Consider the following 12,247-nt stretch of genomic DNA (forward strand, 5'->3'; position numbering starts at 1 on the left):
GAGGGATAAGCATTACTTCGCCATCACTTCCTGCGCGGTACGCTCAACCAGAGACAGCAGGATTTTTACGTCCTCCAGCGTCACGGTTGGGTTCAGCAGGGTCAGCTTCAGGCAGGTGATACCGTTATGCTCGGTCACACCGACGTTTGCACGGCCAGACTCCAGCAGCGCATCGCCAATTTTCTGGTTCAGCAGGGCAATACCGGCGTCATCCATCTGCGCCTGCGGACGGAATCGGAACAGCACGCTTGCCAGCTGGGGTTGCATCACCAGTTCCAGAGCAGACTGCTCTTTCACGTAAGCCGCAACCTGCTGTGCCAGCGTCACGCCGTGATCGATGATTGCCGCGTATTGCTCCTGACCCAGCGCTTCCAGGCTCATCCACAGTTTCAGCGCGTCGAAACGGCGCGTGGTTTGCAGAGATTTGGAGACCAGGTTAGGTACACCCGCTTCTTCATCGAACTCAGAGTTCAGATAGGCCGCCTGATAGCGCATCAGTTCATAGTGACGCGCTTCTTTCAGCAGGAACGCACCGCAGCTGATGGTCTGGAAGAACTGCTTGTGGAAGTCCAGGGTGACGGAATCCACCAGCTCGATACCGTCCAGGTAGTGACGATACTGCTCAGACATCAGCAGCGCGCCGCCCCAGGCCGCATCAACGTGCACCCAGATATTCTGTTTCGCAGCCAGCTCAGCAATAGCACGCAGCGGATCGATAGCACCCGCATCGGTCGTACCGGCCGTGGCCACAATCGCCAGGATCTGCTCGCCGTTCGCGTTGCACTGTTCGATTTTCGCCGCCAGATCGGTGAGATCCATGCGGGAGAATTCGTCAGTTTTCACCTGCACCACGGACTGGTAGCCCAGACCCATCAGCGCCATGTTTTTCTGCACGGAGAAGTGGGCATTTTCCGAACACAGCACGCGGATCTTACGCAGATCGCCTGTCAGACCGTCCTGCTGAACCGAGTGGCCCTGACGCGCAAAGAACGCGTCACGCGCCAGCATCAGCCCCATCAGGTTACTCTGGGTGCCGCCGCTGGTGAAGACGCCTGCGTCGCCAGCCTGATAACCCACGCGGGTACGCAGCCATTCGATCAGTTTGATCTCAATGATGGTTGCGGACGGGCTTTGATCCCAGGAGTCCATACTCTGGTTAGTGGCGTTGATCAGCACTTCCGCCGCCTGGCTAACCACCAGGCTTGGGCAGTGCAGGTGCGCCACACACTGCGGGTGATGAACGGACAAACTGTCTTTCAGGAAGAACTCCACGGCGCGTTCGATCGCCGCTTCGTTGCCCAGCCCTTTCGGGTTGAAATCCAGCTTAATACGGTCGCGCAGCTCCGCGACCGTTTTGCCCTGGTACATCTCAGGCTGTTTCAGCCACTGCATCACAGCCTGAGTGCTTTGTTCAATCGCCTGCTGGTAAGCTTCAATGCTCTGCGCAGAGGAGAACAAAATTGGGTTTGAATCAGACATCGTATTCAACAACTCCGGTTACGCCGGGCTAACGCCCGCAGCAAGCAGTGCCTGCTCGAATTTATCCAGGAAGACTTTCAGCTCGTCATCGCTGATCAGCAGAGAAGGCAGCAGACGCAGAACGATACCGTTACGGCCGCCACGCTCCAGAATCAGGCCGGCTTCGAAGCATTTCTTCTGGATCAGTGCAGACAGCTCGCCATCGCCCGGGAAGCAACCCATGTGATCGGCGGCTTCATGTGGCTTAACGATTTCAATACCGATCATCATGCCCAGACCGCGAACGTGGCCGATCACCGGATAGCGTTTCGCCATCTCTTTCAGCTGGCCTTTCAGCCATTCGCCCTGTGCAGCTACTTTGCCCGCGATGTTCTGGTCTTTCAGGATCTTCAGCGTGGTCAGACCGGTAGCCATCGCCAGCTGGTTGCCGCGGAAAGTACCGGTATGGTGACCTGGCGCCCATGCATCGAACTGCTTTTTGATACCGAGCACGGCCAGCGGCAGACCGCCACCGACTGCTTTAGACATCACGATGATGTCTGGCTCAATGCCAGCGTGTTCGAAGGCAAAGAATTTACCGGTACGGGCAAAGCCAGCCTGGACTTCGTCGAGGATCAGCAGGATACCGTGTTCCTGAGTGACTTTACGGATGCGCTGCAACCACTCAACAGGCGCCGGGTTCACGCCACCTTCACCCTGAACGGCTTCGAGGATCACCGCGGCAGGTTTACGCACGCCGCTTTCGACGTCGTTAATCAGATTTTCGAAGTAGTAGGTCAGCGCCTTCACGCCCGCTTCACCACCGATACCCAGTGGGCAACGGTACTCGTGTGGGTAAGGCATGAACTGGACTTCTGGCATCATACCGTCAACCGCTTCTTTCGGAGACAGGTTGCCGGTGACGGACAGTGCGCCGTGGGTCATACCGTGGTAACCACCAGAGAAACTGATGATACCGCTACGACCGGTCACTTTTTTCGCTAGCTTCAGCGCCGCTTCAACGGCATCAGCCCCGGACGGGCCAGTGAATTGCAGGCAGTACTCTTTGCCCTGACCAGGCAACAGAGAGAGCAGGTATTCTGAAAACGCGTCTTTCAACGGCGTAGTCAGATCCAGGGTATGTAACGGCAAGCCGCTGGTAATGACATTTTGGATGCTTTTCAGCACATCAGGATGATTGTGTCCAAGCGCGAGGGTGCCTGCGCCTGCTAAACAGTCAAGGTATTCTTTATTATCTGCATCGGTGATCCACACGCCTTCTGCTTTCGTAATCGCTAAAGGCAATTTGCGCGGATAACTCCTGACGTTAGATTCAAATTCGGCCTGACGGGCCAGATAGGTTTCGTTGCTTTTGTGGGCATCTACGGTGTCAATACGGACTTTATCCGTCATCATATCACTCCTACAACCGCCGCTTCGTTATGAGCAACGATTGAATAAAAAGTTAAAAAACAGATGGGGCCTGAAAAAAACGCCGCCAATATAGAGCCTTTTGTCACCGGGCTCAATGGTTAATTTGCTTACTGTTTTGTGACACAGGGCACAGGGCAGGGAAGAACGCCGTTTGTATGGGGGAGATTGCACTTTATGCTAAATAAAAACAGTAGCTTACGTATGATTTATCCGCATTGTAAAATCAGACAAAAGAGTGTGACAAATCGTGCGATTGTCAGGTGAAAAGGAGGCAGTGAGCCTCCTTACGCTGTTTATTTCTGGCTAACGCGTAAAATACCGTGTTCGCGTCCCTTCGTTTTATTCCACGACGCGTCCGTAATACCGTTTTCATCCAGGCTTAGCGATATCACAAAACCATTACCACGGATCTCATAGAAATTCGCATTCAGGCGTTTAACGCTGGCTTTCTTGCCGTTAACGGTGGCGCTAAAAAAGCCGTTAGAAAGCGTGGCGTTAACCGTGTCCGACGAGAACGAGGCTTCACGCAGGGGATCGTGAACGGATGTCGCTGGTTCGTGTTGTGCCGCGTTTTCCGCTTTGGTTTTGCTGATATCACAAGAGCCATCGCCAGCGCTCATTTGCGTGCATCCCGAACGCTCTAATTGAGCGCGATAATGGGCGTTTATGGCGTGCGCCGGCGAGACACAACCTGCAAGCACGGTGGTACTTATAACGAACATCATTACTTTTTTCATTTTATCGCCTTAAAAACGACACAAATACCATGAGACATACATCACGCCGATCCAGATCCCGACCGAAATCAGCATCAGATACAGGGCTACCGAAATAAAAATATATTTAGACATCTTTTTGTATTAACAAAATGCCCATCCGCTAAAATGAGGCATTCTATTTTTCCCGATGATTATTTTACGCGTTAAAAGCCCATTCCAATCCCAACCGAAGCGCCCATATTATTCGCGGTATCATCTGAGAAGCTCACTTTCGTGATGACATGGGAATTAAAGTTAACGGACGCACCGACAGCAAGCGCGCTCTCGCTGTTGTAAGTCGCGCCGGCATCGCCTTTATCACCTTTCTCTCCATCTGTGCCGTTAGTCGCCACACCCTGTAGGGCCGTCTCACATCAGCAAGCGCACCGGCAAGCAACGCTTTCTGATGTGCGTCGTTAGCCATTTTATCCACGACTAACACACCTGGTTTTGTGGACTGAAGGTCGTCATTAACCTGCGTTAAGCGGTTATCCGTTGCGATATCACGGTTAATGCTATCAGCTTTGTTTTGTGCAATCTGATCCTGATGGTCATTTACAATATTAGTGATTTGCTGATCGTCCCAAACCGTATTCGCGGCTTCAGCCAGGCTCGTTGTACCCGCTAAGACAACGCCCATTACAAAAATAGCAATAAAGGTTTTATTCATAGATTTCATTTGAAAAGCTCACATCATAAACTGTTGAAAAAATACTGAAGCTGAACAGATTTATTTTCGGGATTCAAAAACGGTTGAACGTTGTCTAAATATTATTTAGTAACGCGAGTAAACTATCAATTAAACGCAAACCAATGATTTTGATCTAAGTCATAAATATTATGAATAGTTCCGACGACGTAAAATCATGTTGCGGTTGTTATTAATGTAAGCATTAAGGTGAGAATAACGTAGTGAATGAGATGGTTAAATTAAGTGTTTGACAGGAATGAAATTATGCAAGATAAATGTTTACATTAATATACGGGTTTATTTCATACGAAAGAAGATGGGCTGTCTTATAAAAGTACTCCCGGTGCGTCATTATGGATAAAAATAAAATTTCTCAGCATAGCGAGTGAATAATATTTTTCATGAGTTCTTAACAAATCTGGCGGGATAATTAACTGAACAATAATGTATACATATCAAGGGTAGTTAATATCTTGTCGTTTATTGTTCGTTACAGGGGGTTAACGGACAGCCCAAAACCCCTTGCACCCGGGTTACCCCCCGGTTACACTACATGACTACGAATTGCCATTTCGTAAGTAACTGTTTTATAAGTAATTTGACTCGGGGTGCCCTTCTTTGTGAAGGCTGAGAAATACCCGTATTACCTGATCTGGATAATGCCAGCGTAGGGAAGTCAGATGCCTACCCGGTCATCGCTTCTTCACGCACGGCAGGAGCGAAATCATGCAGCCTGACCTGCTAGACTCACACGTTTTACATCAATTCCGAACCCGTTCCCCGCTCACGCACTGTATGACCAACGATGTCGTGCAGACCTTCACCGCCAACGTTTTGCTCGCGCTGGGTGCTTCCCCGGCAATGGTGATCGAAGCCGAGGAAGCGGAACAGTTTGCCGCGCTTGCCGATGCCCTGCTCATCAACGTGGGTACACTCACCGCGCCGCGCGCCCAGTCGATGCGTCGGGCTATTGAGAGCGCGGTAGCCGCGGGTACGCCCTGGGTTCTGGATCCGGTTGCGGTTGGCGCGCTGGCATACCGCACCCGATTTTGCCAGCAAATATTGTCCCTTAAACCTGCGGCCATTCGTGGAAACGCCTCCGAAATCCTCGCCCTTGCCGGAATGAGTGCGGGCGGGCGCGGGGTTGATTCCACCGATACGGCGGCGAGCGCGTTGACCGCTGCGCAGACGCTCGCCCGCCAGACCCACGCCGTTGTGGTCGTCACAGGAGAAGTGGATCACATCACTGATGGTCAGCGAACCCGTACAGTCGCGGGCGGCGACCCGCTGATGACCCGCGTGGTGGGAACAGGCTGTGCGCTCTCGGCGGTCGTCGCCGCCTGCTGTTCGCTGCCTGGCGACAGGCTTGATAATGCGACGGCAGCCTGCGGCTTTATGAAGCGCGCAGGGTCAGCTGCACTGACTCACAGCCGGGGCCCCGGCAGCTTTGCCCCGGCGTTTCTGGATGCGCTTTACGCGCTGGAGGAGCTGGTATGACACGCATTAATGCCCTGACTATTGCGGGAACCGATCCCAGCGGCGGAGCGGGGATCCAGGCAGACCTGAAAACCTTCTCTGCGCTCGGCGCTTACGGATGCTCGGTTATCACCGCGCTGGTGGCGCAAAACACGCGCGGTGTACAGTCGGTATATCGTATTGAGCCGGATTTTGTCGCCGCACAGCTGGATTCGGTATTCAGCGATGTACGCATCGACACCACCAAAATCGGCATGCTTGCAGAGGCGGACATTGTTGAAGCGGTCGCTGAACGTCTCAAACGTTATCAGATAAAAAACGTGGTGCTCGATACCGTGATGCTGGCCAAAAGCGGCGATCCGTTGCTCTCCGCCTCTGCCATCGACACCCTGCGTAAAAAGCTGCTGCCGCAGGTGGCGCTGATCACGCCAAACCTCCCTGAAGCCGCCGCGCTGCTGGATGCGTCACACGCGCAAAACGAACGTGAGATGAAAGAGCAGGGCAATGCGCTGCTGGCGATGGGATGCAGCGCGGTGCTGATGAAAGGCGGTCATCTTGATGATGCAGAAAGCCCGGACTGGCTCTTCACCCGCGATGGCGCGCAACGTTTCACTGCCCCGCGGGTACAGACCAAAAACACCCACGGCACGGGATGTACGCTCTCGGCGGCGCTGGCGGCGCTGCGTCCCCGAAACGCGAACTGGGCGGATACGGTGCAGGAGGCGAAGATCTGGCTCTCGTGCGCGCTGGCAAAAGCCGATTCTCTGGAAGTGGGTCACGGTATTGGGCCGGTTCACCATTTTCATGCATGGTGGTAAGCCGTATACTGGCATAAAACCTTATGCCAGAGAAAAACAGAGATGGAACAAGCGCATACCCGGTTAATTGCTCAACTCAAGGAACGAATTGCCGCACCGGACAACACGCCGTTGTACCTGAAATTTGCCGAAACGGTTAAAAACGCGGTACGCAGCGGCGTGCTCGCGCACGGTAATATTTTGCCGGGCGAGCGCGATCTGAGCCAGCTGGCCGGTGTGTCGCGCATTACGGTGCGTAAAGCGATGCAGGCGCTGGAAGAGGCCGGCGTCGTCACCCGCGCGCGTGGATACGGTACGCAAATCAACAATATCTTTGAATATTCGCTAAAAGAGGCGCGCGGGTTTTCTCAGCAGGTGGTGCTGCGGGGCAAAACGCCCAACACGCTGTGGGTTAATAAACGCGTCGTGAAGTGCCCGGAAGAGATCGCCCGCCACCTTTCCCTTGCGCCGGACAGCGATGTATTTCTGCTTAAGCGCATCCGCTACGTGGATGACGATGCGGTATCAATAGAGGAGTCCTGGGTACCGGTAGGATTAATCCCCAATCCGGACGACATCGGCGTCTCGCTTTACGATTACTTCCGCAGCCAGAATATCTTTCCGCAGCGCACCCGTTCCCGCGTCAGCGCCCGGATGCCGGACAGCGAGTTTCAGGCACATATCAAGATGGACGATAAGATACCGGTGCTGGTGATCAAGCAAGTCGCGCTCGATCAACAGCACCGGCCAATTGAGTACAGCATCAGCTACTGCCGCAGCGACCTATACGTCTTTGTGTGCGAGGAGTAGGACCTCGCGCGTGGGGGCGCAGTCGCCACCGCGATGGCTGACTACCCAGGCGGCTACGGCATTGCCAAGCTGCACCGCCTCTGGCAGTGACCATCCCGCGGCCAGCCCGGCAAGGGTACCTCCCGCATGGCTGTCACCCGCGCCGATGGTATCGACCACGGTAGCAGGAAACGCCGGAACGTGTCCGGAAGCGTCACCGTCGTACCAGACCGCCCCGTCTTTATCATGGCGTACGATCAGCGCAGCGCCAAACCTCTGCTGCCACCGTGTGCCCAGCTGTTCCACGTTTACGCCAAGCCATTCGGCGGCAAGTTCCGCCTCCTGACGATTGAGCGAGACGATCGGTTTGCAGGCCATGATCCGCGCCATCAGCGGGTCGGGAATATCCGCGATGCGCGGACCGAAATCGATAAAGAGCGTCGCATCCTGAAGACTTTCCAGCCAGGCCGTCAGCAGCTCACCGCTGGGGGACGCCAGCTGGTAGCCGGACAAAGAGATCAGGCTCCCTGCCGGCACGCTTAACCCGTCCAGCCAGCGCTGCTGCCACTGGTTCTCCACGCCGCTAAACGACATAAAGGTCCGTTCACCGTCAGGCTCCACCAGCGCCAGGCACCAGCCGTTATCGCCCGTTTCCGCTTCCACGGCGCTGTGCAGATCCTGCTTCGCCATGGCGTTACGGATAATATCGGCCCACACGCCGTGGCCGACGGGAAGGGCGTTTTGCGCAGCAATGCCGAGCCGCTTCAGGGCGATGGCGATATTCAGCGCGCAGCCGCCAATATTCACTCCCTGTTGCTTCAGCTCGATATCACACCCGCGCCAGGGCAGGGCGTAGGCGTCGGCAATCACGTCGATAACCGCCGCGCCGAGTACCGTTACGGGGCGCGTGGCGTGAAGGGTTTCGAGACGGCGGGCAAAAGCACTCATACGCCCTCCCTTTGCTCCCGGAAGTGCAGCAGTTTTTCGCAGTAGTGGCCGAAATCGAGCCGGTTTACGGCATCAAGTTCGTTTTTGAGTGCCGGATCAATGGCCTGTACACCGTGCAGCGCGCCGCAGATGGCCGTTGCCATCGCGCCGATAGTGTCAGTATCACCGCCCAGGTTGGCGCATAACACCGCGCAGCGGTTCGGATCGGTACCCGCGAGTTCGACCATCGCAATCGCCGCCGGAACGGACTCAAGGGTGCTCGTGCCCGCGCCAATAAGCTGATAGATCTGCTCGCTGGCGGACTCGGTACCGTTGGCTTCGCGCACGGTTTTCAGGGCCAGCTCAATACGAGCGGAAAGCGATGCGCTGAAGGTGGTCGTGTTCGCCTCCTGCGCCGCACGGGCAATACCCGGCAGGGCATCGGCGATGTGATGCCAGCGTTCGCCGTCGATAGCGCGTGAAACCGCCCAGGCGATCACCACCGCACCGGCGATGGCGAGATCCGATTTATGGGTCGGGCTGGAGGCTAACGCAACCTGTTCCACAAAGTGCGCCAGACGCGTGGCTGGCAGGAGGCATCCCAGCGGGGAGGCGCGCATCGCCGCCCCGTTGGTAACGCCGTTGTTTTCCAGCTGGCTCACCGGCTTGCCGTCACGGATGGCGTTCAGGGCAATTTTGGAGGTCGGGCCGAGCACATTCTTATTGAACGCGTCAAAATCCAGCGCCCAGTCCAGAATATGCTTACCGATAACGTCAGGGTTAATTTCCCCGTCGCATTCGATAATCGCGTCGGCCAGGCACAGCGCCATCGACGTATCATCCGTAAATTCGGCCTGCTTAAAGTAACAGGCGGCATTATTCTCAGCCGGGCCGGGTAAGAAACGGTCGATCCAGCCGAAGTGCGCTTTCACCCGCTTGCGCGGCCACAGCTCCGACGGCATCCCCATCGCATCCCCTAACGCCTGCCCGTAAAGAGCACCGAGAATACGGTCTTGTTTCATTTAACTTCCCCTCGTGTCAGCGCGGTATCGCCATCAACCACCTCAATTGCGGTGATCTCTTTATCCGATTCGCGGAAAAACAGCATAAACAGCACGGCAATCACCACAATCATGATTGCACCAAACGTCCACATTCCGGCCCAGTTGAAGGTCAGCCCATTCACCGGCTCTTTATATGCGAACATTTTTTCCATCATCACGCCGCCGAGACGGTAACCCAGCAGGCTACCAAAGCCCTGACAGCACAGCGTGATCAAGCCCTGCGCCGCGTTGCGCATGTGCACGGGCGCTTTTTTATCCACGTAGATGTACGCGGTGACGTAATAGAAGTCATAGCTTACGCCGTGCAGCAGAATGCCGAGGAACAGCAGGGCGTAGGTGAAGTATTGCTCGGCGCCGCCGTAAACAAAGAAACCGTAGCGAATGGCGGCGGTGATCAGGCCCAGCAGCAAGACCTTCTTAATACCAAAGCGTTTGGTAAAGAATGGCAGAGCGAGCATGAAGAAGATTTCAGAGAACTGGCCGAGGGTCATCCAGCCGGTGGCGTTTTTCATCCCCACTTCGGTGAGATAGCCGTTGGCAAAGATATAGTAGAAGGCCAGCGGCATGGCGAACAGGAACGAGCAGAAGAAGAACACCAGGAAGTTTTTATCGCGCAGCAGGATCAGCGCATCCAGCCCCAGCATCACTTTGAAATCCAGCTTGCCGGTACTCTTCGGCGGGGTATTCGGCAGGAACAGCGCGAAGACGCCAAGCAGAAGGGAGCTGGCAGCGGTCATCAGCAGCGGGATATTGGTGTCAGAGATGTCGCTATAGCCCATCATCTGCGGCAGGAAGCCGCACGCCAGGCCGGAGGCAATCCAGCCGATGGTGCCCATCACGCGGATGCGCGGGAAATCAGCCTCCACGTCATCGACGTTCGCGAAGGCGATGCTGTTGGTCAGCGCGATGGTCGGCATATAGGTCAGGGAGTAGGCCAGCAGCAGCGGGAAGAAGGTGCTGAACTGGGTTTGCTGTGCTGCGAAATACATCAGAATCGCGCCAGCGAACATCAGCACGGCCAGCACTTTCTGGGCGGCGAAGAAACGGTCCGTCAGCGAGCCGACCAGGATGGGAGAGAGGATCGCGGCAATCGCGGTACAGGCGTACGACCAGCCAATTTCCCCGGCGGTAAACCCGCTCTTACTCAGCCACAGCCACAGCGGCACAAACCATGCGCCCCAGATAAACCATTCAACGAACATCATGAATGACAGTTGGACTTTCGTTTTCATTTTTTAATCCTGCATGTCAGAGGTACGCATGTAACATACCATGTGATAATACCTTTTAAATACCTTTAAGGCGATTGTTTGATCAGTGTAACAAAAATGTTGTACACGAAACGAGCCAGCAGATTGTGCTTAAAAAAGTTGCAAATGGTGGAAAATAGGTTAAGTCGGTACCAGGCTTAGTCTGCCTGCAAAAACGTGGGCTTGGATCACACGCTCCGACATCATGTCGGACTTACGGGAGCATCACTATGACTGATATTGCGCAACTGCTTGGCAAAGACGCCGACAGCCTTTTACAGCATCGTTGTATGACCATTCCAGCCGATCAGCTTTATCTGCCTGGCCATGATTACGTAGACCGCGTCATGGTCGACAACAACCGTCCGCCTGCCGTACTGCGAAACATGCAGACGCTTTACAATACCGGTCGTCTGGGCGGGACCGGGTATCTCTCCATTCTGCCCGTTGACCAGGGCGTAGAGCACTCGGCGGGAGCGTCGTTTGCTGCTAACCCGCTCTACTTTGACCCGAAAAACATTGTCGAGCTGGCGATTGAAGCGGGCTGTAACTGTGTGGCATCGACCTATGGCGTGCTGGCCTCCGTTTCCCGCCGCTATGCTCACCGCATTCCGTTCCTCGTCAAGCTGAATCACAACGAAACCCTGAGCTACCCAACCGAATACGACCAGACACTGTACGCCAGCGTCGAACAGGCGTTCAACATGGGTGCGGTAGCGGTCGGGGCGACTATCTATTTTGGCTCTGAGCAGTCGCGTCGGCAGATAGAAGAGATCTCTGCCGCGTTTGAGCGCGCGCACGAGCTGGGGATGGTGACCGTATTGTGGGCCTATCTGCGTAACAACGCGTTTAAGAAAGACGGCGTGGATTACCACGTATCAGCGGATCTGACCGGTCAGGCAAATCACCTGGCGGCAACCATCGGCGCGGACATCGTGAAACAGAAAATGGCCGAGAATAACGGCGGGTATAAAGCGGTGAACTTTGGCTATACCGACGACCGCGTCTACAGCAAGCTGACCAGCGACAACCCTATCGATCTGGTGCGCTACCAGCTGGCTAACTGCTACATGGGCCGCGCCGGGCTGATTAACTCCGGCGGTGCAGCAGGCGGTGAAACCGATCTGACCGACGCGGTGCGCACGGCGGTGATTAACAAACGCGCCGGCGGAATGGGGCTGATCCTGGGCCGCAAAGCGTTTAAAAAATCCATGGCCGACGGCGTGAAGCTGATTAATGCGGTTCAGGATGTCTATCTGGACAATAAAGTGACGATTGCCTAATCGCGCGCATCTTCCTGCCGGGATAAGCGTGACCCGGCAGGAAAGTTCTCTCGCTTACTCCTTCAGCGTTTCAGGATGAGGAGTATTCAGCAGACCCGCCATCCCTCTCTTGCTGCTATTTGCTTTTTCTAAGCCCGGCTGCGTGACGCGGATAAAGGCACACAGAACAAAAGCCAGCAGATAAAGCACCGTATAGGCGATGACCACGCCGAGCGTGCTGAACCAGGGCAGCAGCACCACGGCAATCGCCGGCGCAAGGAAGTTAGACAGACCGGCTGACAGGTTATACACCGAAATCGCCGCCCCCTTGTGCCGCGGCT

The 12,247-nt window shown here is 55.2% G+C and carries 11 protein-coding genes, 1 pseudogene and 1 riboswitch; of the genes and pseudogenes, 4 read left to right on the plus strand and 8 right to left on the minus strand.

Annotated features, from left to right (window positions below; translation table 11 throughout):
* Nucleotides 1–12: 12 nt before the first annotated feature.
* The 4 genes from ACJTMZ_RS14985 to ACJTMZ_RS15000 all read right to left on the minus strand — a co-directional run bounded on the left by ACJTMZ_RS14985 (nucleotide 13) and on the right by ACJTMZ_RS15000 (nucleotide 4,003).
* Nucleotides 13–1,479, minus strand: a complete 1,467-nt coding sequence (locus ACJTMZ_RS14985; RefSeq protein ID WP_023304100.1) for an aspartate aminotransferase family protein — start codon at nucleotides 1,477–1,479, stop codon at nucleotides 13–15.
* Nucleotides 1,480–1,497: 18 nt separating this feature from the next.
* A complete protein-coding gene (locus ACJTMZ_RS14990) occupies nucleotides 1,498–2,874 on the minus strand; it encodes a diaminobutyrate--2-oxoglutarate transaminase (RefSeq protein WP_015572345.1) in 1,377 nt (458 codons plus the stop codon).
* A gap of 311 nt (nucleotides 2,875–3,185) precedes the next feature.
* Nucleotides 3,186–3,629, minus strand: a complete 444-nt coding sequence (locus ACJTMZ_RS14995) for a hypothetical protein (RefSeq protein WP_023304098.1) — start codon at nucleotides 3,627–3,629, stop codon at nucleotides 3,186–3,188.
* Between the two features lie 185 nt (nucleotides 3,630–3,814).
* Nucleotides 3,815–4,003, minus strand: coding sequence for a YadA-like family protein (locus tag ACJTMZ_RS15000; protein ID WP_071842891.1), 189 nt, complete (start codon nucleotides 4,001–4,003; stop codon nucleotides 3,815–3,817).
* A gap of 932 nt (nucleotides 4,004–4,935) precedes the next feature.
* A riboswitch (TPP riboswitch) is annotated at nucleotides 4,936–5,032 on the plus strand.
* 35 nt (nucleotides 5,033–5,067) lie between these two features.
* Between ACJTMZ_RS15000 and thiM the strand changes: the two genes are divergently transcribed.
* Genes thiM through ACJTMZ_RS15015 form a run of 3 tightly spaced genes read left to right on the plus strand, consistent with a single transcriptional unit; the run spans nucleotide 5,068 to nucleotide 7,424 of the window.
* Nucleotides 5,068–5,838 carry a hydroxyethylthiazole kinase gene (gene thiM / locus ACJTMZ_RS15005; protein ID WP_017693063.1) on the plus strand — a complete coding sequence of 257 codons (771 nt, stop codon included), beginning with the start codon at nucleotides 5,068–5,070 and terminating at the stop codon, nucleotides 5,836–5,838.
* Complete coding sequence (gene thiD / locus ACJTMZ_RS15010; RefSeq protein WP_032669493.1) at nucleotides 5,835–6,635, plus strand: bifunctional hydroxymethylpyrimidine kinase/phosphomethylpyrimidine kinase; 801 nt, start codon at nucleotides 5,835–5,837, stop codon at nucleotides 6,633–6,635. Before thiM ends, thiD begins: the two co-directional genes overlap by 4 nt.
* A gap of 42 nt (nucleotides 6,636–6,677) precedes the next feature.
* Complete coding sequence (locus ACJTMZ_RS15015) at nucleotides 6,678–7,424, plus strand: GntR family transcriptional regulator (protein WP_003859242.1); 747 nt, start codon at nucleotides 6,678–6,680, stop codon at nucleotides 7,422–7,424.
* On the opposite strand, the gene ACJTMZ_RS15020 is transcribed toward ACJTMZ_RS15015, so the two are convergent.
* From ACJTMZ_RS15020 to ACJTMZ_RS15030, 3 genes are read right to left on the minus strand one after another with little or no spacing between them, the layout of a single operon-like run.
* A complete protein-coding gene (locus tag ACJTMZ_RS15020) occupies nucleotides 7,398–8,351 on the minus strand; it encodes a PfkB family carbohydrate kinase (protein WP_045141678.1) in 954 nt (317 codons plus the stop codon). The genes ACJTMZ_RS15015 and ACJTMZ_RS15020 overlap by 27 nt on opposite strands.
* A complete protein-coding gene (locus ACJTMZ_RS15025) occupies nucleotides 8,348–9,352 on the minus strand; it encodes an ADP-ribosylglycohydrolase family protein (protein ID WP_015572351.1) in 1,005 nt (334 codons plus the stop codon). Before ACJTMZ_RS15025 ends, ACJTMZ_RS15020 begins: the two co-directional genes overlap by 4 nt.
* On the minus strand, nucleotides 9,349–10,626 hold the full coding sequence (locus tag ACJTMZ_RS15030; protein ID WP_003859236.1) for a nucleoside permease: 1,278 nt from the start codon (nucleotides 10,624–10,626) through the stop codon (nucleotides 9,349–9,351). Before ACJTMZ_RS15030 ends, ACJTMZ_RS15025 begins: the two co-directional genes overlap by 4 nt.
* A 248-nt stretch (nucleotides 10,627–10,874) precedes the next feature.
* Here ACJTMZ_RS15030 and fbaB point away from each other — a divergent pair, with 248 nt between their 5' ends.
* Nucleotides 10,875–11,927: a class I fructose-bisphosphate aldolase gene (gene fbaB, locus ACJTMZ_RS15035; protein WP_015572352.1), complete on the plus strand. Its 1,053-nt coding sequence runs from the start codon at nucleotides 10,875–10,877 to the stop codon at nucleotides 11,925–11,927.
* 54 nt (nucleotides 11,928–11,981) lie between these two features.
* On the opposite strand, the pseudogene ACJTMZ_RS15040 reads toward fbaB, so the two are convergent.
* Nucleotides 11,982–12,247: pseudogene (locus tag ACJTMZ_RS15040) on the minus strand (cytochrome C biogenesis protein CcdA); the annotation flags it as partial.

The organism is Enterobacter sp. DN (assembly GCF_046054285.1).
Lineage (GTDB): Bacteria > Pseudomonadota > Gammaproteobacteria > Enterobacterales > Enterobacteriaceae > Enterobacter > Enterobacter hormaechei_C.